The organism is Sphingomicrobium aestuariivivum, from assembly GCF_024721585.1.
GTDB lineage: Bacteria > Pseudomonadota > Alphaproteobacteria > Sphingomonadales > Sphingomonadaceae > Sphingomicrobium > Sphingomicrobium aestuariivivum.
Map to the genome: position 1 here is coordinate 2,153,516 of NZ_CP102629.1, position 20,052 is coordinate 2,173,567.

At 66.0% G+C, this 20,052-nt stretch carries 20 protein-coding genes; 12 read left to right on the forward strand and 8 right to left on the reverse strand.

Annotation, left to right across the window (positions count from 1 at the left end; all coding sequences use genetic code 11):
• The first annotated feature begins 80 nt into the window (after positions 1-80).
• On the forward strand, positions 81-824 hold the full coding sequence (locus tag NUW81_RS11070; RefSeq protein ID WP_245113269.1) for a Bax inhibitor-1/YccA family protein: 744 nt from the start codon (positions 81-83) through the stop codon (positions 822-824).
• 117 nt (positions 825-941) lie between these two features.
• Entirely contained in the window at positions 942-1,340 is a 399-nt protein-coding gene (locus NUW81_RS11075; RefSeq protein WP_245113270.1) for a hypothetical protein, read from the forward strand.
• Here NUW81_RS11075 and NUW81_RS11080 read toward each other — a convergent pair.
• From NUW81_RS11080 to NUW81_RS11100, 5 genes are all read right to left on the reverse strand, one after another.
• A complete protein-coding gene (locus NUW81_RS11080) occupies positions 1,337-1,963 on the reverse strand; it encodes a glutathione S-transferase family protein (protein ID WP_245113271.1) in 627 nt (208 codons plus the stop codon). The genes NUW81_RS11075 and NUW81_RS11080 overlap by 4 nt on opposite strands.
• A 51-nt stretch (positions 1,964-2,014) precedes the next feature.
• Positions 2,015-3,667, reverse strand: coding sequence for a M28 family peptidase (locus NUW81_RS11085; protein WP_245113272.1), 1,653 nt, complete (start codon positions 3,665-3,667; stop codon positions 2,015-2,017).
• A gap of 70 nt (positions 3,668-3,737) precedes the next feature.
• Complete coding sequence (locus NUW81_RS11090; RefSeq protein ID WP_245113273.1) at positions 3,738-5,777, reverse strand: alpha/beta hydrolase family protein; 2,040 nt, start codon at positions 5,775-5,777, stop codon at positions 3,738-3,740.
• 67 nt (positions 5,778-5,844) lie between these two features.
• Positions 5,845-8,205: an ATP-dependent Clp protease ATP-binding subunit ClpA gene (gene clpA / locus NUW81_RS11095; RefSeq protein ID WP_245113274.1), complete on the reverse strand. Its 2,361-nt coding sequence runs from the start codon at positions 8,203-8,205 to the stop codon at positions 5,845-5,847.
• Positions 8,206-8,277: 72 nt separating this feature from the next.
• Positions 8,278-8,472 (reverse strand): DUF1192 domain-containing protein, encoded by a 195-nt coding sequence (locus NUW81_RS11100; RefSeq protein WP_245113276.1) that lies wholly within the window; start codon positions 8,470-8,472, stop codon positions 8,278-8,280.
• 68 nt (positions 8,473-8,540) lie between these two features.
• Between NUW81_RS11100 and NUW81_RS11105 the strand changes: the two genes are divergently transcribed.
• The 7 genes from NUW81_RS11105 (at position 8,541) to queA (ending at position 13,814) form a co-directional block, all read left to right on the forward strand.
• Positions 8,541-9,530: an NAD(P)H-quinone oxidoreductase gene (locus NUW81_RS11105; protein ID WP_245113278.1), complete on the forward strand. Its 990-nt coding sequence runs from the start codon at positions 8,541-8,543 to the stop codon at positions 9,528-9,530.
• Between the two features lie 127 nt (positions 9,531-9,657).
• Complete coding sequence (locus NUW81_RS11110) at positions 9,658-10,341, forward strand: cell cycle transcriptional regulator TrcR (protein WP_376741969.1); 684 nt, start codon at positions 9,658-9,660, stop codon at positions 10,339-10,341.
• Between the two features lie 32 nt (positions 10,342-10,373).
• On the forward strand, positions 10,374-10,625 hold the full coding sequence (locus tag NUW81_RS11115; protein WP_245113282.1) for an exodeoxyribonuclease VII small subunit: 252 nt from the start codon (positions 10,374-10,376) through the stop codon (positions 10,623-10,625).
• A gap of 4 nt (positions 10,626-10,629) precedes the next feature.
• Complete coding sequence (locus NUW81_RS11120; protein WP_245113284.1) at positions 10,630-11,532, forward strand: polyprenyl synthetase family protein; 903 nt, start codon at positions 10,630-10,632, stop codon at positions 11,530-11,532.
• 2 nt (positions 11,533-11,534) lie between these two features.
• On the forward strand, positions 11,535-12,026 hold the full coding sequence (gene coaD / locus NUW81_RS11125; RefSeq protein ID WP_245113287.1) for a pantetheine-phosphate adenylyltransferase: 492 nt from the start codon (positions 11,535-11,537) through the stop codon (positions 12,024-12,026).
• Between the two features lie 91 nt (positions 12,027-12,117).
• Positions 12,118-12,783 (forward strand): peptidylprolyl isomerase, encoded by a 666-nt coding sequence (locus tag NUW81_RS11130; protein WP_280638889.1) that lies wholly within the window; start codon positions 12,118-12,120, stop codon positions 12,781-12,783.
• The gene (gene queA / locus NUW81_RS11135; RefSeq protein WP_245113289.1) at positions 12,783-13,814 is read left to right on the forward strand and encodes a tRNA preQ1(34) S-adenosylmethionine ribosyltransferase-isomerase QueA; all 1,032 of its coding nucleotides are present in this window, start codon (positions 12,783-12,785) and stop codon (positions 13,812-13,814) included. The genes NUW81_RS11130 and queA overlap by 1 nt, the downstream gene beginning before the upstream one ends.
• Before the next feature lie 3 nt (positions 13,815-13,817).
• On the opposite strand, the gene NUW81_RS11140 is transcribed toward queA, so the two are convergent.
• Together NUW81_RS11140 and lysM are read right to left on the reverse strand one after the other, a co-directional pair.
• Positions 13,818-14,354, reverse strand: coding sequence for an HdeD family acid-resistance protein (locus tag NUW81_RS11140; RefSeq protein WP_245113291.1), 537 nt, complete (start codon positions 14,352-14,354; stop codon positions 13,818-13,820).
• Between the two features lie 73 nt (positions 14,355-14,427).
• The gene (lysM, locus tag NUW81_RS11145; protein ID WP_245113294.1) at positions 14,428-14,883 is read right to left on the reverse strand and encodes a peptidoglycan-binding protein LysM; all 456 of its coding nucleotides are present in this window, start codon (positions 14,881-14,883) and stop codon (positions 14,428-14,430) included.
• A 111-nt stretch (positions 14,884-14,994) separates the two neighbouring features.
• Between lysM and NUW81_RS11150 the strand changes: the two genes are divergently transcribed.
• The 3 genes from NUW81_RS11150 to NUW81_RS11160 all read left to right on the forward strand — a co-directional run bounded on the left by NUW81_RS11150 (position 14,995) and on the right by NUW81_RS11160 (position 18,620).
• A complete protein-coding gene (locus NUW81_RS11150) occupies positions 14,995-15,915 on the forward strand; it encodes a DUF481 domain-containing protein (RefSeq protein WP_245113296.1) in 921 nt (306 codons plus the stop codon).
• A 35-nt stretch (positions 15,916-15,950) separates the two neighbouring features.
• On the forward strand, positions 15,951-17,081 hold the full coding sequence (tgt, locus tag NUW81_RS11155; RefSeq protein WP_245113300.1) for a tRNA guanosine(34) transglycosylase Tgt: 1,131 nt from the start codon (positions 15,951-15,953) through the stop codon (positions 17,079-17,081).
• A gap of 78 nt (positions 17,082-17,159) precedes the next feature.
• Entirely contained in the window at positions 17,160-18,620 is a 1,461-nt protein-coding gene (locus tag NUW81_RS11160; protein ID WP_260508503.1) for an ArnT family glycosyltransferase, read from the forward strand.
• Here NUW81_RS11160 and NUW81_RS11165 read toward each other — a convergent pair.
• Positions 18,617-20,020: a DEAD/DEAH box helicase gene (locus NUW81_RS11165; RefSeq protein ID WP_245113304.1), complete on the reverse strand. Its 1,404-nt coding sequence runs from the start codon at positions 20,018-20,020 to the stop codon at positions 18,617-18,619. The genes NUW81_RS11160 and NUW81_RS11165 overlap by 4 nt on opposite strands.
• Positions 20,021-20,052 lie beyond the last annotated feature (32 nt).

A 20,052-nucleotide genomic window follows, 5' to 3' on the forward strand; every position in this document is an offset into this window, starting at 1 on the left:
TCGGAGCGATCAGGCCCGATATTCCCCCTCGTAACGTCATCGTGTTCGGCCTTCCCGGGGGGAGGCGGAGAGGAGAAAAAATGGCTAATCAGTTCGACGAGCGCACGCGCATGGGGTTCGACCCCGCCGCGACGACCAGCGTTCCGCGCGCCGCGCGTGATGCGGGCCTGCGCAAATATATGCTCAGCGTCTACAATTACATGGCGTCGGGCGTGCTCCTGACCGGCATCGTCGCGATGCTCTTCTACAGCTCGGGCATGGCCGCGAGCGTCTTCATGGGCGGCGGCCTGCTGCCGTGGGTCATCATCCTCTCGCCGCTCGCCATCGTCTTCGCGATGAGCTTCGGCCAGAACCGCATGTCGACCGGCACGCTCCACCTGCTCTTCTGGTCCTTCGCGACCCTGATGGGCCTGTCGATGAGCACCATCTTCCTGCGCTACACGGGCATCTCGATCGCGCAGACCTTCTTCGCCGTGACCGCCGCCTTCGCGGGCCTGTCGCTTTACGGCTACACCACCAAGAAGGACCTGTCGGGCTGGGGCACCTTCCTCATCATGGGTGTCGTCGGCATCCTCGTGGCGATGCTGCTCAACGCCTTCATCTTCCAGTCGGGTGCGATGAACATGGCGATCAGCGCCATCGGCGTCCTGATCTTCGCCGGCCTCACTGCCTATGACACGCAGAAGATCAAGTCGATGTACGCCTATGTCGCGCACAATTCGGACCTGATGAGCCGCGTGGTCATCATGGGCGCGCTCAACCTCTATCTCGACTTCATCAACATGTTCCAGTTCCTGCTCAGCTTCATGGGCAGCCAGGAATAGAGATCGAAGTTTCGAATTATCGAAGGCCCGGCGAGCGATTGCCGGGCCTTTTTCGTTAGAGTAACGTTCAGCGAATGCGCCCTAGCCTCGGCGCGCTGGGATTTCAGGGAGACGACCGTGCTGCTGACCGCTATCGCCCTTGCCACCTCGCCGACGCCGACAGGTGTGACCGATGAACCCTTCAACTTGGTGGTCTCGGTACGGGACGAGGAATGGCGCGATACGATCACCACTTTCTCGCGGCCTGTTTTCGCCGAAAGGGTTCACCGCACCGATCTTCGCTGTGATCTGAAGCGCACCTTTTGCGAGCGCTCGATGGACGCCTACGTAAGCGGCAGCGAGCTGGTGCGCCGCGTCCATATCAATGTGCGCGAGTGGGACGGCGAGGTATGGCGCATCATTGCCACGCCCGTGGTGACGCTGCCCAAGGGCGAAAGCGAAGCGCGCATCGAAGTTGAAGGCATGAGCATGTTCGTCAGGCTGAGCGACCGCGCACTCGAGCCGCAGACGATCTAGTCTTCCTGCGCTTCGGCGATCAGCTTCATGTCGATCGCCCGTGCCTGCCTCGCCGCCTCGCGGTCGGTCGAGCGTTCGGCGTAGGCGCGCAGGGCGGGACGGTCCTCGACCGTGCCGAACTGCAAACCCCAGGCGACCTGGCTGCCAAGATAGACATCGGCCATCGTGAAGCGCTCGCCCGCGGCAAAATCGCTGTCCGAGAAATGCTGTTCGATCACGTCCATGACGAGACCATAGTGGCCATAGCCGACCATGCCGCGCTTTTGCGGATCGTCGGGCACCTCAAAGCCCATCGACCGGTTTACGACCGCCTGTTCGAGCGGGCCCGCCGCAAAGAATAGCCAGCGATAATAAGCCGCGCGCTCGGCGTCGGTCGGCAACAGGCCGGCATCGGGATGCGTCTCGGCGAGATAGTGGCAGATTGCCGCGCATTCGGTGACGATCCTTCCGTCATGCGTGATCGCCGGCACTTTTCCCATCGGGTTGATGCTGGCCAAATAGTCGCCCTTCATCTCCTCGCCATAGGAGATGATGCTGGTTTCATAGTCCGCGCCGACCTCGTGCAGCGCCCAACGAACGATGCCGCCGCGCGACATGGGATTGGTGTAGAAGGTGATGGCCATGCTGCTCTCCTATTATGCCTTCCCATGCGCGCGGCGACAGTTGCGGGCGACCTAGTCGCGCTCGGCGGCGCTGGCGTCGCGAATGGCCTTGAATTCGCTGCCTTCGGCCCAGTTGGGCCAGTCCTCGCCATTGGCCAGCGTGGTCGCGACGCGGTGGATGAAGAGCATGTCCGACGTGATGCCGTCGAAGCGCCAGTCGGCCGACCATTCGTCGCTCGCCTGATGGTAATGGTTGGCGACATAGTCGCGCGCCAGCTCGGTCGCGCGCTCGGCGCCACCCTCGGTGAGCTGCTGGCCCGAGCGATAGCTTACCGCGGGCACGCCGACCTGCGCGAAGGGGAAGTGGTCGGAGCGGAAGAAGCCGCCTGCCTCGGGGCGCGGATCGGGCGCGAAGGTGCGACCCAGCGCCTCGCCTTCCTCGATCATCAGGTCGAGAAGGCCGAGCCGCGCCGTCCCGCTGATCGAGAAATCGCTCGCCGGGCCGAACACGCCGAGGCTGTCGGTGTTGATCACCCCGACGGTGCGGCTCAGCGGATAGAGCGGGTTTGCGGCATAATATTTGGAGCCGAGCAGCCCGCGCTCCTCCGCGCCGACAGCGAGGAAGACGAGGCTGCGTTTCGCGCCACCCTTCTCGGCAAAGGCCCGTGCCTGCTCGATCAGCGCGGCGGTGCCGGTCGCATTGTCGAGCGCGCCGTTATAGACCGCATCGCCTTCCTCTGCGGGATCCTCGACCATGCCGAGATGGTCGTGGTGCGCGGTGAAGACGACATATTCGTCCGCGCGCTCCGAACCCGGCAGGACGCCGACGACATTCTTGGCCGCGATCTGCTCCTGCCGCGCCAGCAGCGTGGCGTCGATGGTGGTGCCGAGCGGCATCGGCTGGAAGTCCTTGCGCCGTGCTGCCGCCTTCACCGCCTCGAGGCTGGTGCCATTGGCCGCGAAGATACGCTCGGCAAGGTCGCTGTGCATCCAGCCCTCGAGCCCGGCATGCGCGGCCTTGGGGTCCTCGCGGACGATGTCGAAGGTCTGCTCGTTGCCATTGGCGACGACGCCCCACGGGTAGCTCGCCGGGACGGTCTCGTGGATCACCAGGACGCCCGCCGCGCCGCGCCGCGCGGCTTCCTCATATTTGTAGGTCCAGCGACCGTAATAGGTCATTTCCGGCCCACCGAAATCGCCTTCGCCGCCCTCGAAATCGGGGTCGTTGACGAGCATCACCAGCACCTTGCCGCTAAGGTCCTGGTCCTTGTAGTCCGACCAGCCGCGCTCGGGCGCATGGGTGCCGTAGCCGACGAAGACCAGTTCGACGTCCTGCAGCTCGACCTGTGCCTCGCCGTTGATCGGCGCGCGCACCGCCACGTCCTCGTTCTGGACGAGCATCACGTCCTCGCCGCCGATGTTCATCTCGACGAGCGGGGTGTCGACCATCGTCGAGCGGGCGAGCACCACGTCCTGCGTCCATTCGCGGCTGCCATCGGCGCGAAGGTCGCCGCCCGGCTGGAGACCGGCGGCGGCGAAGGCACCCATCAGATAGGCGACCGTCTTGTCCTCGCCCGCCGTGCCCGGCGCGCGGCCCTCGAACCAGTCGGCGGACATGGTCCGCACATGGGTCGACAGTCGTGCTTCCGAAAATTCGGGATCGTGGGCAAGGGCAGGGGTCGCGATCAGGGCCAGCGCCGAGGCGCCGAGAAAGAGGCGGGTCATGGGTCGGGTCTCTCCGTGAAATGGTTCGACCCGACCTTAGTGACTGACGCCGGAAAGGGAAGGCGAGCCCTTAGTCCCGCGTCCGATATTTCTCGAACCAGGCGATGACCGCCGCCGTCTTGGCCGCCTGCTGCGACGGGCTCATCGTGAGGTCGCTGTGGCTGGCTCCCGGCGTCACCATCAGCGCCGTATCGACGCCCCGCAATTTGAGCGCGCCGTAGAATTGCTCGGCCTCGCTGCGCGGGGTGCGATAATCCTCGTCCGACACGATCATCAGCGTCGGCGTGGTGACATTCTCCATGTTCACCAGCGGCGAGCGGTTCCAATAGTCCATCGGCCGCTCCCACGGCTGGCCCTTCATCCAATAGGGGCCGAAGAAAGCGATGGCGTCGCTCATCAAAGCCATGCTGGTCCAGTTGATCACGGGCTTGTAGCTCGCCGCCGCGGCAAAGCGGTCGGTCTTGCCCACCATCCACGCGGTAAGGATGCCGCCGCCCGACCCGCCGGTGACAAAAAGATTGTCGGGATCGGCATAGCCTGCGGCGACGGCGGCATCGACCGCGGCCATCAGCTCGTCATGGTTGGAGATGGGATAATTTCCCTCGATCCGCTGGGCAAAGGCATCGCCATAGCCGGTCGAGCCGCCGGGATTGGCAAAGACGGTGGCATAGCCCGCCGCGGCATATTGCTGGTAATCGGAAGAGAACCACGGGCCGTAGGCCGCATAGGGGCCGCCGTGAATCTCGAGGATCGTCGGCACCGGCGTGCCCGGCGGGGTGCCGGGCGGCAGCACGATCCACGTCGGGATGGGCGTGCCGTCGGCCGCGCGGACGGTCAGTTCCTTCGTTTCGCCGAGCGTCTTGCCGGCAAGGAACATGTCGTTGAGCGCAGTCAGTCGCCGCACCCGATCGCCGTCGTAGAGCGCGATATCGCTCGGCCGCATGGTCGAACCGGTGGTGAAGGCGATCCGCCCCTTGTCCGAGACCGACCACTGCCCGCCCGCATAGGGGCGCGAATAATAGGCATCGGCCAGCGTCATCCCGAGCGGCTTCAGGCGCCCGTCGCCGCGGGGGTCGACCTCGGCCAGCCGGTAGCCGCCATCTTCCTGATAGCCGACAACCATCCCGTCACGGGTCCATTCGAGACTCGTGAAATCGCGGTCCTCGGTCGCCAGCAAGCGCCGCTTTCCCGACCCGTCCGCGCCCATGAGCCACAGCCCCGATGGCTGGTAGGCGCGCTTGTCGTCGTCATGGCCGAGATAGGCGATGTGGCGCCCGTCGGGCGAGACCTGCGGGCTGCCGTCGGGACCGTCGCGGTCGGTCAGCGCCGTAATCGTCCCGTAATCCAGCCCCACCGCATAGATTTCGCTGTCGAGCGGATCGAGCTCCCAGTCATCCTCGCGATTGCCCGAGATGAGGATGGTGCGCCCGTCAGGCATCCATTCGAGCGCGCCGCCATGATGCTTGTCGCCAAAGGTCATCTGGCGCGGTGCCCCGCCGTCGGCATCGATCACGAACAGCTGGGTGTAGCCGGTCTTGAGATAGCCGGCCCCGTCGAAGCGATACATCACCCTGTCGGTGATCCTCGCGGGCTCGGCCCATTCGGCGCCCTCGGGCTTGGAAAGCGGCTTGCCAAGCGTCACGCCTTCACCCGGCACATGGGCGGTGAAGGCGATACGGCTGCCGTCGGGCGACCAGGCCATGCTCTGCGGCGGCTCGGCCATCCTTGTCAGCGCGCTCGACAGGCCGGTGCCGAGCCAATGCACCATCAACGTGGGCGGGCCGTCGCCGTCGCTCGCGACATAGGCGAGTCGCTCGCCATCGGGCGACCAGCGCGGGCTCGAACCTCCGGCCAGCGCCACTTCGCGCCCGTTCGCCGTATCGATCATCCAGATGTGGCTCTTCACCCCGTCCGACATGATGTCATTGGCGCGGCGAACATAGGCGATGCGGCTGCCGTCGGGACTGATCTGCGGGCTGGTCCCGATGGTCAGCTTGAACAAGTCGGCGCCGGTGAAGCGCGGATCGGGCGCGGCGGCGTCCTGAGCGCCAAGCGGCTGGACCGCGACCAGCGCGGCGGCGAGGGTGAGCGAAAGACGGGTAAAATGCATATGTCGGCCCCCTGATTGTCAGGGGACCGACACAAGCATGGATCAATGAAGATGACTAGGGGAGGGGCTAGCCCTCGCTCTTGCCCTCTTCCGCCTTGCCCTCGGGCTTGGCCTTGGCCGCGGGCTTCTTCTTGGCCGGCGCCTTCTTCTTCTTGGGCTTGGGCGGGGTCGGCACGATCTCGAAGGACGGCGCGCCGTCCTTGAGGTGCACCTTCACCTCGCCGCCATCGACGAGCTTGCCGAACAACAGCTCCTCGGCGAGCGGCTGCTTGATCTTCTCCTGGATGAGACGCGCCATCGGGCGGGCGCCATAGAGCTTGTCATAGCCCTTCTCGGTGAGCCACTCGCGCGCATCCTTGTCGAGCTCGATGGTGACGCCGCGATCCTCGAGCTGCATCTCGAGCTGGAGGATGAACTTGTCGACCACGCGCGCCACGACGGCGGGCGGCAGGTAGCCAAAGGGCACGACCGCATCGAGGCGGTTGCGGAATTCAGGCGTGAACATCTTCTTCACCGCCTCGTCCTGCGCGTCCTCGCGGGAAAGGTTGCCGAAGCCGATCGATTCCTTGGCCATGTCGGCCGCGCCCGCATTGGTCGTCATGATGAGGATCGTGTTGCGGAAATCGACGGTCTTGCCGTGGTGGTCGGTGAGCTTGCCGTTGTCCATTACCTGGAGGAGGATGTTGAACAGGTCGGGATGCGCCTTCTCGATCTCGTCGAGCAGCAGCACGCTGTGCGGGTTCTGGTCGACCGCGTCGGTCAGGAGCCCGCCCTGGTCGTAGCCGACATAGCCCGGGGGCGCGCCGATGAGGCGGCTGACCGCGTGGCGCTCCATATATTCGGACATGTCGAACCGCTGCAGCGGGATGCCGAGGATGCTCGCCAACTGGCGCGCCACCTCGGTCTTGCCGACGCCGGTCGGGCCGCTGAACAGATAGTTGCCGATCGGCTTGTCGGGATCGCGCAGGCCGGCACGGCTCAGCTTGATCGCAGAGGACAGCTTCTCGATGGCGAGATCCTGCCCGAAGACGACGCGCTTGAGGTCCTGCTCGAGATTCTCGAGCACGCGCTTGTCGTCCGACGACACGCTCTTCGGCGGGATGCGCGCCATGGTCGCGACCACCGCCTCGATATCGGCGACATTGATCGTCTTCTTGCGCTTGTTCTCGGGCTTGAGCATCTGCATCGCGCCCACCTCGTCGACCACGTCGATCGCCTTGTCGGGCAGCTTGCGGTCATTGATGTAGCGATTCGACAGCTCGACCGCGGTCTTGATCGCATCGGCGGTATATTTGACGCCGTGATGCTCCTCGAAATTCTCCTTGAGGCCCATCAGGATCTGGATCGTCTCGTCGACCGTCGGCTCGTTGACGTCGATCTTCTGGAAACGGCGCAACAGCGCGCGGTCCTTCTCGAAATGGTTGCGGAATTCCTTGTAGGTAGTCGAGCCGATGCAGCGGATCGCACCGCTCGACAGCGCCGGCTTCAGGAGGTTCGAGGCGTCCATCGCCCCGCCGCTCGTCGCGCCAGCGCCGATCACCGTATGGATCTCGTCGATGAAGAGCACGGCATGCGGCATCTTCTCGAGCTCGGTCACGACCTGCTTGAGCCGCTCCTCGAAGTCACCGCGGTAGCGCGTACCCGCGAGCAGCGCGCCCATGTCGAGCGCATAGATGACGGCTTCCTTGAGGACCTCGGGCACCTCGCCCTCGACGATCTTGCGCGCGAGGCCTTCGGCGATCGCGGTCTTGCCGACGCCCGGATCGCCGACATAGAGCGGGTTGTTCTTCGAGCGGCGACAAAGGATCTGGATCGTCCGGTCGACTTCCTCGCCGCGGCCGATCAGCGGGTCGATCTTCCCGTCGCGCGCCTTCTGGTTGAGGTTGACCGTGAACTGCTGGAGCGCGCTTTCCTTCTTGTCGCCAGCTGCCTTGGCTTCGGTCGGCCCGTCATTGCCCTCGTCCTCGGGCTCGATGCTCGAGGACGGCTCGCCCTTGCCGACGCCGTGGCTGATATAGGTCACCGCATCGAGACGGCTCATGTCCTGCTGCTGGAGGAAATAGACGGCATAGCTCTCGCGCTCGGAGAAGAGCGCGACGAGCAGGTTCGCCCCCGTCACCTCGTCGCGGCCCGAGGACTGCACATGCAGGATGGCGCGCTGCACCACCCGCTGGAAGCCGCTCGTGGGATTGGGATCGGTCGCGCTGTCCGAGACGAGCGCACCCAGTTCGGCGTCGAGATACTGCTTCACCGTGGCGCGCAATTCGTCGCGGTCCACCCCGCAGGCGGTCATCACCTGCGCGGCATGATTGTCGTCGATGAGTGCGATCAGCAGGTGCTCGAGCGTGGCATATTCGTGGCGACGCTTGCTCGCCTCGCCCAGCGCATTGTGCAGCGTCTGTTCGAGTTCGCGGGCGAAACTGGGCATGAAATAATCTCCTTACCCGTTCAACATCGGGTGGCGGTGGCGGGTTTCAAGGGCGGGCGAAGGGACAGGGGCTCAGCCCTTCCTGAACAGCGCGTCGGCGGCCGACATGTGGCTCGTCTTGCCTGACTTGTGGGCCTTCACCCGCTCGATCTCGGCCTCGAGCCGGCGCACCCTTGCATCCAGTTCCTCGACGCTCAGGGGATCGAGATCCTCTTTGCCGAGCTCCACGATCGGCTCGCCCGGCTTGAAATCGTCTTCATCGTCCATGGCCCCAGCGTTGACCCGCCGCCGCGCGCTGTCAATAAGGCGACTCCGGCCATTTAGGGGGTGAGACGATGGCGAGTGACCTGCCCGAGACGATGCGTTGCGTGACCAGCCCCGAACCGGGCCGGCTGGAGCTCGTCGAGCGCCCGCTGCCGCAGCCCGGCCCCGGCGAGTTGCTCGTTCGCGTCGCCGCCGCGGGCGTCAACCGCCCCGATCTTCTCCAGGTGAAAGGCGTCTATCCCCCGCCCGAAGGCGCGAGCGACGTGCTCGGCCTCGAACTGGCGGGCGAAGTCGTCGCTGCCGGCGAGGGCTGCGACACGCCGCTCGGCGCGCGCGTCTGCGGCCTCGTCGCCGGCGGCGCCTATGCCGAATATTGCCTCCTGCCCGAGGGCACCGCGCTGCCCGTTCCCGAGACGCTGCGGATGGAAGAGGCCGCGGCCATGCCCGAGACGCTCTTCACCGTCTGGACCAACCTCTTTGAACGCGGCTTCGCCGCCGAGGGCGACATCGCGCTCGTCCATGGCGGGACCAGCGGCATCGGCACCATGGCGATCAAGCTATGCCGCCTGTTCGGCGTGACCATCATCGTCACCTGCGGCTCGGAGGAAAAGGTCGAGGCCGCGCTCGACGCGGGCGCCCATGCCGCGATCAATTACAACACCGAAGATTTCGTCGACCGCGTGAAGGACATCACCGAGGGTCGCGGCGTCGACATCGTCCTCGACATGGTCGGCGGCGATTATGTCGCGCGCAACATCAGCTGCATGGCCGACGAGGGGCGCCACGTCTCCATCGCTTTCCAACGCGGCGCAGAGGCAAGCATCTCCATCGTCCAGATCATGCGCCGCCGCCTGACCCTCACCGGCTCCACGCTGCGTGCCCGCAGCTTGCGCTTCAAGACGATGGTCGCCGACGAATTGCGCGCCCATGTGTGGAATTTCGTCGAGGGCGGGCGCCTGCGCCCCGTCATGGACGAGCGCTTCCCGCTCTCGGACGTCGAGGCCGCGCATGCCCGCATGGCGGCGGGCGAACATGTCGGCAAGATCGTCCTCGAGCCCTGAGTCGTGGCGACTTGAATAAGGCGCAATAAAGGCGTAAATCGCTCCCCAACATAACCGGCCGCTCCGAAAAGGGGCGGCCCTTTCTATTTCTGAGGAGCCGATCATGGCCGAACAGCCCAAACCCCTGATGCCCAGCGCCACCGCCAGCTGGCTGGTCGACAACTCGTCGCTGAGCTTCCGCCAGATCGCCGATTTCTGCGGCCTTCACGTCCTCGAGGTCCAGGCCATCGCCGACGAGACCGCCTCGACCAAGCTGACCGGCCGCGACCCCATCCGCGCGGGCGAGCTGACCCACGAGGAAATCGAGAAGGGCCAGGCCGACGAGAATTACGATCTCAAGATGCACAAGGCGCCCGATCCCATGACCCGCACCAAGGGGCCGCGCTACACGCCCGTCTCCAAGCGGCAGGACAAGCCCGACGGCATCGCCTGGATCATCAAGAACCACCCCGAAGTTTCGGACGGCGCCATCTCCAAGCTCATCGGCACCACCCGCAACACCATCGGCAATATCCGTGACCGCACCCACTGGAACATGGCCAACATCCAGCCCAAGGATCCGGTCACGCTCGGCCTGACGACCCAGCGCGAACTCGACGCCGCCGTTGCCAAGGCGCAGAAGGAAGCCGGCACCACCGCCGAGGTCACCGATGCAAATCTCGCCCATGACCGCGATGCGCTGATCAACGAGCTGCGCAAGGAACGCGAGCAGGCTGCCGCCGACGCCGAAGCCGCGCTCAAGGCCGAGGAAGAGGGCGAGGACACCCGTCCCGAGATCGTCCCCGGCATCAAGGATCCTTTCGCCCGTTGATTGCGGCCCGCTGAAGCGCCATGGTCGGCCCCATGAACGACACGACCGACACGCCGGTGGCCGACATGGCCTTCGAGGATGCCCTCGATGAACTCGAGAAGATCGTTCGGCGCCTCGAAAGCGGCGACGAGAAGCTCGACGAATCGATCAAGCTGTTCCAGCGCGGCGAAGCGCTGAAGAAGCATTGCGAGGCGCGCCTCGCCGATGCGCGCGAACGGATCGAGAAGATCACCGGCGGGGAGGGCGGCAAGCCTTCCGGCACCGAGCCCTTCGATGCCGGCTGAGCCGATGCCCGGGCCGACCGCCAACCTGTTCGAGGAGGCCGGCCAGACCGCCGCCGCGATCGACCGGCTCTTCGCCGAGATCCTCGCCAGCCCCGGCGACAGTCGCGATCCTCTCTATGCGGCGATGCGGCACAGCGCGATCGACGGAGGCAAGCGCATGCGCCCGCTGCTCGTGCGCGCCGCCGCGCGCCTGTTCGACATGGACGAGACCCGCGCCCTGCGCGTCGGTGCCGCCATCGAGGCGATCCACGTCTATTCGCTCATCCACGACGACCTGCCGTGCATGGACGATGACGATTTGCGCCGCGGCAAGCCGACACTGCACAAGGCCTATGACGAGGCCATCGCCGTGCTCGCGGGCGACAGCCTCCACGATCTCGCCTTCGCCATCCTCGCCGACGAGGCGACGCACCCCGACGCCAATGTCCGCTGCGACCTCATCGCCGAGCTCGCCCGCGCCGCCGGTCCTGCCGGCATGGCAGGCGGGCAGGTCATGGACCTCGAGGCCGAGAAGGTCGGCCAGCTCGACCTCGACGACATCACCCGCCTCCAGCAGCTCAAGACCGGCGCCCTGATCGAATATTGCGTCGAGGCCGCCTGCATCATGGCCAAGAAGGACGTCGCCGCGCGCACGCCCTATCGCGGTTATGCCCGCAATGTCGGCCTCGCCTTCCAGATCGCGGACGATCTCCTCGACGTCGGCGGCGACGAGGAAAAGGCCGGAAAGCGGCTGCAAAAGGACGAGGATGCTGGCAAGGCCACCTTTGTCAGCCTGATGGGCGAGGACCGCGCCCGCGAACAGGCGCAGGTGCTTGTCGACCAGGCCATCGAACATCTCGCGCACCACGGCGAGGAAGCCGATCTCTTGCGCGCCATCGCCCGCTTCGCCGTCGAAAGGGACCGTTAGTCATGCGCATCGGCGTTTACCCCGGCACTTTCGATCCCGTGACGCTCGGGCATCTCGACATCATCAAGCGCGGCTCACGGCTGGTCGACAAGCTCGTCATCGGTGTCACCACCAACCCAGCCAAGAGCCCGATGTTCGACCTAAACGAGCGCGTCGCCATGGTCGAGGAAGCCATCTCGGACATCGAGGGTGCGTCCGTCGTCACCTTCAATTCGCTCCTCATGGATTTCGCTGCCGAGCAGGGTGCCTCGATGATCCTGCGCGGACTGCGGGCCGTCGCCGATTTTGAGTATGAATATCAGATGGCGGGCATGAACCAGCAACTGAACGACGAGATCGAGACCGTCTTCCTCATGGCCGACGTCTCGCTCCAGCCCATCGCCTCGCGGCTGGTCAAGGAGATCGCCCGCTATGGCGGTCCCATCGACAAGTTCGTCACGCCCGCAGTCGCCGCGCGCGTGACCGAGCGGGTGGCCCGCGAAAACGGCCGCTAAGCCGCCGTTCACGCTCACCCTTTTAACAGGCTTCCCAAATTGACGGACGCTCGCTAGACCAGCGAGGTTTCCGTGGGGAGGAAGGATTAAGATGTTCAAAAGTCTTGGTAAAGTTTCGCTCGGCCTGACCGCGATCGCGCTCGCCGCCAGTCCGGCCGCCGCTCAGGACCGCTCCAAGATCGAGAGCGAGCTGCCCGCGCTCAGCCATGGCCGCGTGCCCGCCGAGATCGCGCAGGATCCCGCCAATACGCTGACCTTCACGCTCGACAATGGCGGCATCATCGACATCCAGCTGCGTCCCGACGCCGCGCCGCTCCACGTCCACCGCATCCAGACGCTCGCCACCCAGGGTTTCTACGACGGCCAGATCTTCCACCGCGTCATTCCCGGCTTCATGGCGCAGGGCGGTGACCCGCAGGGCACCGGCATGGGCGGCTCGGACCTGCCCGACCTGCCGGCCGAATTCTCGACCCTGCCGCACCTTCGCGGCGTCTTCGCCATGGCCCGCGCCGAGGATGTGAACAGCGCCAACAGCCAGTTCTACATCATGCTCGCGCCCAAGTTCGCGCTCGACGAGAATTACACCGTCGTCGGCCGCGTGAAGCGCGGCATGAACACCGTCGACACCATCAACACCGGCGAACCGCCCGCCAACCCGACGAAGATCATGTCGGCGCGCATTGGCGGCCCGCTGCCCGCCGCGCCCGCCGTTGCAGCGACCGTCGAAGCCGCCGCCGAAGAGCAGCCCGAGGGCTGATGAAGGTCGACGCCTTCGATTTCGAACTGCCGCAGGACCGTATCGCGCTGCGCCCCGTGCGCCCGCGCGATGCGGCGCGCATGCTGTTCGTCAATGGCGAGGACATCAGCGACCGGAAGGTCCTCGACCTCCCCGACCTCCTGAACCCCGAAGACTGTCTCGTCTTCAACGACACCAAGGTCATCCCCGCGCAGCTCGAGGGCAGGCGCGGCGAAGCGAAGGTCGGTGCCACCCTCCACAAGCGCGAGGGACCGCGCGACTGGCGCGCCTTCGTCCGCAACGCCAAGCGCGTCCGCGACGGCGACCGCATCGACTTCGGCCAGGGCGTCACCGCCATCGCGGGGGAGCGCGGCAAGGACGGTTCGATCCTTCTCAGCTTCGAGGGCGAGGAGCCGGTCGAGATCCTCCTCACCCGCGCCGGCACCATGCCGCTGCCGCCCTATATCGCCTCCAAGCGCGGCGTCGACGAGGCCGATGTCGACGATTACCAGACCATGTTCGCGCGGGAGGAAGGCGCGGTTGCCGCACCCACCGCCTCGCTCCACTTCACCGATCGGCTGATCGAGGCGGTGGACGCGAAGGGCATCCAGCGCGAGACGCTCACGCTTCACGTGGGCGCGGGCACCTTCCTTCCGGTCAAGGTCGACGATACCGAGGACCACCAGATGCATGCCGAGTTCGGCCGCATCGACGAGGCTACCGCCGCCCGGCTCAACGCGGTTCGCGAACGCGGCGGGAGGCTGATCGCCGTCGGCACCACCGCGCTACGCCTGCTCGAAAGCGCTGCCGACGAGGAGGGCGTCGTACATCCCTTCGCCGCCGACACCGACATCTTCATCACGCCGGGCTATCGCTTCCGCGCGGTCGGCGGCCTGATGACCAACTTCCACCTGCCGCGCTCGACCCTCTTCATGCTGGTCTCGGCGCTGATGGGGTTGCCTGTCATGAAAGCCGCCTACGACCATGCGATCGCAGGCGGCTATCGTTTCTACTCATATGGCGACAGTTCGCTGCTCCTGCCGCGCCGCTAGGCGTCAGCCGACATAGCCCTCGCGCACCACCTCGCCCTTGGGCGAGCGCGACAGCACGATCAGCGCGATGCCGGAGGAGACGAGGTCGATCCCGAGGATGATGCCGAGGAGCACCGTCGAGGCGCCCGCGATATTGCCGAGGATCATGATCCCCAGCGCGACCGACACGAAGCCCGACAGGATCAGGAGCCCGCGAGCGCGCACGCCTTCTGCGAACACCCCCCACAACAGCTTCGAGATGCCGCCGATGAGGATGCTCACGCCAACCACGATCGTCAGCGCGACGATCCCGGCAAGCGGATGGCCGAGCAGGCTCCAGCCGAGCCAGATGAGGATGAGGCCAAACAGGATCGGCCAGATCTTCTTGCCCGGAATCTTGCCCGCGAAGGCGGCGATGACCTGCAGGATCCCGCTGATCAGGAAGACCCAGGCCGCGAAGATTTCGGCAGCCAGTGTCGCGGCAAAGGGGTTGAAGAGCGCCAGGATGCCACCGATGAGCATCACGATGCCGGTAACCAGAAGTACCGTCTTGTTTTCCATGACCAAGTCCCCACAGCTGTTGAAGCTGCAGGGACTTAGCCGTTTTTAACCAAAAAAATCAATCTTAACCGGTTCAGGCGAGGGCGCCTTCCTCCTGCGGGATGCGCAGCACCTGCCCCGGATAAATCTTGTCGGGATCCTCGAGCATCGGCCTGTTCGCCTCGAAGATACGCATATAGGCATTGGCATCGCCATATTCTTCCTTGGCAATCTTCGACAGCGTGTCGCCGCTCTCGACGCGGTGCCACTTGGCCGCGGTCCCGGCGCGCGTGGCGGCAAGTTCGCCATCGTCGACGCCCGAGATATGTTTTGTATTGCCCGCGATCGCCATCAGCTTTTCCTTGGTGGCCTGGTCGGGCACCTTGCCCGAAATCTTCACCTTGTCGCCCTCGACGCGCACCTTGATGTCGCCCTCTAGGCCCATGCGGTCGATCTCGCGGCGGATCGATTCGGCCTTCACCTCGGCATCCGAGGCCTCGTCGAACAGCTCCTTGCCATCATCCTTCTTGAAAATATCGAACAGTCCCATGTACTTACTCCTCCTGGGGTCGGTATGGGGGTGAAACGAGCCTCTCGAGCCTGCCGTTCCGGGTGACGCGCCGAACCGCCCTTGCTAGGGGACCGCGCGAAAGGGAACATCATGCACCGCCGAACTCTCGCGCTGGCGCTCGCCGGCATCGCCACCACCACGCCGCTCGGCGCCGCGCCGCCCGAAGGCGTGGCCACCCTCGTCGAGCGCGCCGCCGAGAGCGGCGACAAGGCCAAGCTCGACACCGTGATCGCGCTCGCCCGCGAGGCCTATCCCGATGAAAGGCTTGCGCTCGACAGCCTCGAGGCCGAAGCCCGCGCCCGCCTCGCGGAGATTACCGCCGCGAAGGAAAGCGAACGGCTTGCCACGCTGCGTAACGGTTCCTTCCTCGACCATTGGTCGGGCCGCGGCGAGCTTGGCGGCTACCATGCCACCGGCTCGAGCGAGGAGAGCGGCCTGTCCGCCGGTTTGAAGCTCCAGCGCGAGGGCGTCGACTGGCGCCACCGCTTTCGCCTTCATGTCGACTGGCGCACCGCCAATGACGAGACGACGCGCGAACAGCTGATCGCCGGGTACGAGCCGCAATATGACGTCACTGATCGCCTCTTCACCTATGGCCTCGTCGAGGCCGAGCGCGACCGCACGCAGGGCATCGACAGCCGCATCTCGCTGTCGGGCGGGGCGGGCTACCGCCTGTTCGACCGCAAGGGCCTCAACTGGTCGTTCAAGGCCGGCCCCGCGTGGCGCCGCACCGACTGGCTCGAGCAGGAGGATACGCAGCGTCTCGCCGGCCTCGCCGCCACCACGCTCACCGCCGCCATCGGCCCGCGGCTCTCCTTCACGCAGGACGCCGACGCCTTCCTGCAGGCCGACGGCAGTACCTTCCGCAGCGAAACCGGCCTCGAGGCCGACCTCGGCGGCAACCTCCTCGCGCGTCTTGCCTTCCGCGTCGACCACGAGAGCGACCCGCCCTTGGATCGCCCCGGCACCGACACGCTCAGCCGCATCACCATCGTCTACGATTTCGAATAGTGGAAAAGGCGCGCCCGAGCCGCTAAGGGCGCGCCATGTCACGATTTTCCTTTACTGTTTCCGCGACCGACGGGGCCGCGCGGCGCGGCGCGATCACCATGCAGCGCGGGGTCATCCAGACCCCCGCCTTCATGCCCGTCGGTACCGCTGCCACCGTCAAGGCGATGCGCCCGTCCGAGGTCGCCGCCACCGGCGCCGACATCCTGCTCGGTAACACCTACCACCTCATGCTGCGCCCCGGCGCCGACCGGATGGAGCGCCTTGGCGGCCTCCACAAGTTCATGAACTGGGACAAGCCGATCCTCACCGACAGCGGCGGCTATCAGGTGATGAGCCTCGGCGACCTCAGGAAGATCACCGAGGAGGGCGTCGCCTTCAAGTCGCACCTCGACGGCTCTCGCCACATGATCACCCCGGAGGAATCAATGGCGATCCAGCGCAAGCTGGGGTCCGACATCGTCATGGCCTTCGACGAATGCACGCCTTACCCCGCCACCCACGAGGTCGCGGAAAAGTCGATGCTCATGTCGATGCGCTGGGCAAGGCGCAGCCGCGACGGCTTTGACAGCGGCGAGGAACATGCCAGCCGCTCGGCGCTGTTCGGCATCCAGCAGGGCTCGATGTATGAGGACCTGCGCCGCATCTCGACCGACAAGCTGCTCGAGATCGGCTTCGACGGCTATGCCGTCGGCGGGCTCGCGGTGGGCGAGGGGCATGAGAAGATGTGCGCCACCCTCGACTTCGCTGCCCCCATGCTGCCGCATGACAAGCCGCGCTACCTCATGGGCGTCGGCAAGCCCGACGACCTCGTCGAGGCGGTGCGCCGCGGCATCGACATGTTCGATTGCGTGCTGCCCTCGCGCTCGGGGCGTACGGGGCAGGCCTTCACCCGCGACGGGCCGATCAACATCCGCAACGCCAAATTCGCCGAGGACGAGGCACCGCTCGATGCGGAATGCGCTTGCCCGACCTGTTCGGACTTCAGCCGCGCCTATGTCCATCACCTCGTCCGCTCGGGCGAGATCCTTGGCGCGCAGCTGATGACCGGTCACAACCTGCACTTCTACCAGGACTGGATGCGGGCCATGCGCGAGGCGATTGCCGAAGGGCGGTTCGAGGCCCATGCCGACGCCGCGCTCGCCCGCTATCGCGCACGCGGATCTTAACGCGGATTTTACCATCTTCGGGCCAGATGACCGGCAATGAAGATGGAGCGCATCACGGCCCCCGCTGACGAAAGGCGGATGATGTCCGTCGCCTTTTTGGCGGCGAGCCTGTTCGCGCTCTTCTGCCTGTGGCTCAACCCCGTCGGCTATGTCGGTGCGGGCGCCGATGACGAACGCTATCTCGCCGTTGCGCGCTGCTGGGTCGAGGCGGGGACACCCTGCCTCCCGGACGACCATTGGGGCACGCGCTGGCCGGTGATCGCTCCTGCCGCCGCCGCGCTCGCGCTCCTTGGCGACAGCCGCGCGGCGCTCGGGATCGGTGCGAGCCTCTCTTGGGGGCTCGCTTTATTCGGCATTGCCGCGCTCGCCACGCGCTGGTTCGGCTGGCGTGCCGGTGTGGCAGCGCTCCTCGCGCTTGCCGCAACGCCCGTGTTCACGACCTTCGCGCTCACCCCCAATCCCAACGTCACCGAGCTGGCCTTCCAACTCCTCGCGCTGACCGCCGTCACCATCGCCTGGCGCGACGGCTCGGCGCGCTGGGCATTTGCCGGCGGCCTGCTCGCCGCGCTTGCCATGGCCACCCGCAACACCTCGATCCTCGTCCTCGGCGCGGGCGCGCTCGCCTGGCTGTTCCTCGACCCCACCCGCCGCCGCCCGCTCCTCTGGGCGGTCCCCGGCCTCGCCCTGGGCCTCGGCGCGGAGATGCTCGTCTATGCGCTGGCGACCGGCGACCCCTTCTACCGATACGCGCTGGCGCTGTCGCACACCGGTATCCCGTCGGCCGAATTGCCCGAGGGCTTCGACACCAGCCAGTCGCCGCTCTTCAACCCCGCCTATATCGCCGCATGGCGCCGCGAGGCAGGGGTGGAGATCTGGTGGCCGATCGACGGCTGGCTCAACCTCATTGCAGGCGGCCGCCTCGGCCCGCTCCTCCTCACCGCCGCCCTCGGAGGACTGCTCCTGCGCCGCACGCTGGCGCCCGAGGCGCGGGCGACCCTCGCTCGCGCAATGGCAGCCACGCTGCTCGTCGTCCTCCTCCTTACCTGGGGGCTCGCGGTGGATCCCAAGGCGCGCATGTTCCTTGGCCTTGCCGCGCTCGCCGCCCTCGCGCATGGCGCCTTCGTCGCGGCGCGGGGCAGGGGGCGGATCGAACCGCTCGCCATCGGCCTGCTCGGCCTCCACCTGCTGCTCGGGCTCGGTACGATCCTCAATTTCCCGCACAGCCGAGATGGCGAAGCCGCAGCGCGCTCGTGGATCGCGGCGCATGGCGATGACATCGAAATGGCCGAGAGCGCGAAAAGCTATCTCACCTTCGTCCCTTCCGCACGGGACCTGCCGCTACAGGGGGCAGGGCGCCCGATGCTCGTCGCCCTTACCGCAAACGCCTGCGCGGAAGTAATTTATGACGATCCGCGCTACGGCCCGACGGCGAGCGTCGTCGCCGACGCACGCCAAAGCGCGACGAGCACGGCGCGCCTGTGCCTGTTCCGCTATGCCGATGATTACTGGACCCGCGCGCGCGGGTCCGAAGGCGGCTAGCCCTTCGTCCCGACGTGCAGGAAGTCGGGCAGCGGCCCGTTCCAGTCGTTATTGTAGGACGGAATGACGCTGGGCGAAGTCAACGGCGCTTCGTCCTTTTCGGCCACGGCCTCGACCTTCTTAGCCCGCGGCTTGCGCTCGCGCTTCTCGCGCTGCTTGCCCTCGGGCGCCTCGTCCTTCTCGGCCTTCTTGCGACGCGAGCGCTTGGGCGCTTCGGCGTCCCCGGCATCGTCCTGCGGCTTGGCTTCGGGCTTGGGCTTGTCCGACTTGACCTTCGCCGCCGCGGCCGAGCCGCCGACGCGCTTGATCTTGTGCTTGGTCAGCTTCTCGATCGTCTCGATGAGCTCCTCGTCCGCCGGCGTCACCAGCGAATAAGCGGTGCCAGTCGCACCCGCGCGGCCGGTGCGGCCAATGCGGTGGACATAATCGTCGGGATGGAAGGGCACGTCATAATTGACGACCGTCGAGACACCCTTCACGTCGAGCCCGCGCGCGGCGACATCGCTTGCCACGAGGACATTGATCTCGCCCGCCTTGAAACGGTCGAGCTCGGCAATGCGGTTGGCCTGGTCCATGTCGCCCTGGATCTGGCCGACGTTGAACCCCGAACGCCTCAGGCTCGTCGCCAGGTCGCGAACCGTGGTCTTGCGGTTGCAGAAGACGATCGCCGTTTCGCTCTGCGGCAGGCGCAGGATCTCGCGCAGCGCGGCGATCTTGTCCTTGGGCACCACCGGCACGACGATCTGCTCGATATTCTTGTTGGTCGTCGCCGCGCGCGCCACCTCGACCGTCTTGGGGTCATTGAGAAAGCGATCCGCGAGCTTTTTGATGGGCGGCGGCATGGTGGCCGAGAAGAGCAAGGTCTGGCGCTGCGTCGGCAGCTTCATGCAGATGCTCTCGATGTCGGGGATGAAGCCCATGTCGAGCATGCGGTCGGCTTCGTCGATGACGAGAAGGTCGCAGGCGGTGAGCAGGATCTTGCCGCGCTCGAACAGGTCGAGCAGTCGGCCCGGGGTGGCGATCAGCACGTCGACGCCGCCGTCCAATGCCTTGACCTGGTCGCCCATCTGGACGCCGCCGATCAGCAGCACCATCGAGAGATTGTGATACTTGCCGTACTTCTCGAAATTCTCAGAGACCTGCTGCGCCAGTTCGCGGGTCGGGCAGAGGATGAGGCTGCGCGGCATTCGGGCGCGGCTGCGGCCCTGCGCAAGGACGTCGATCATGGGGAGCACGAAGCTCGCCGTCTTGCCCGTGCCGGTCTGCGCGATCCCGATGAGGTCCTTGCCCATCAGCGTCGGCGGGATCGCCTTGGCCTGGATCGGGGTCGGCTCGGTATAGCCGCTGTCATCGACAGCACGCAGGAGTTCGTCAGAAAGGCCGAGTTCGGCAAAACCCATGAAAATATCCGGAAAAAATTATAAAAATGACG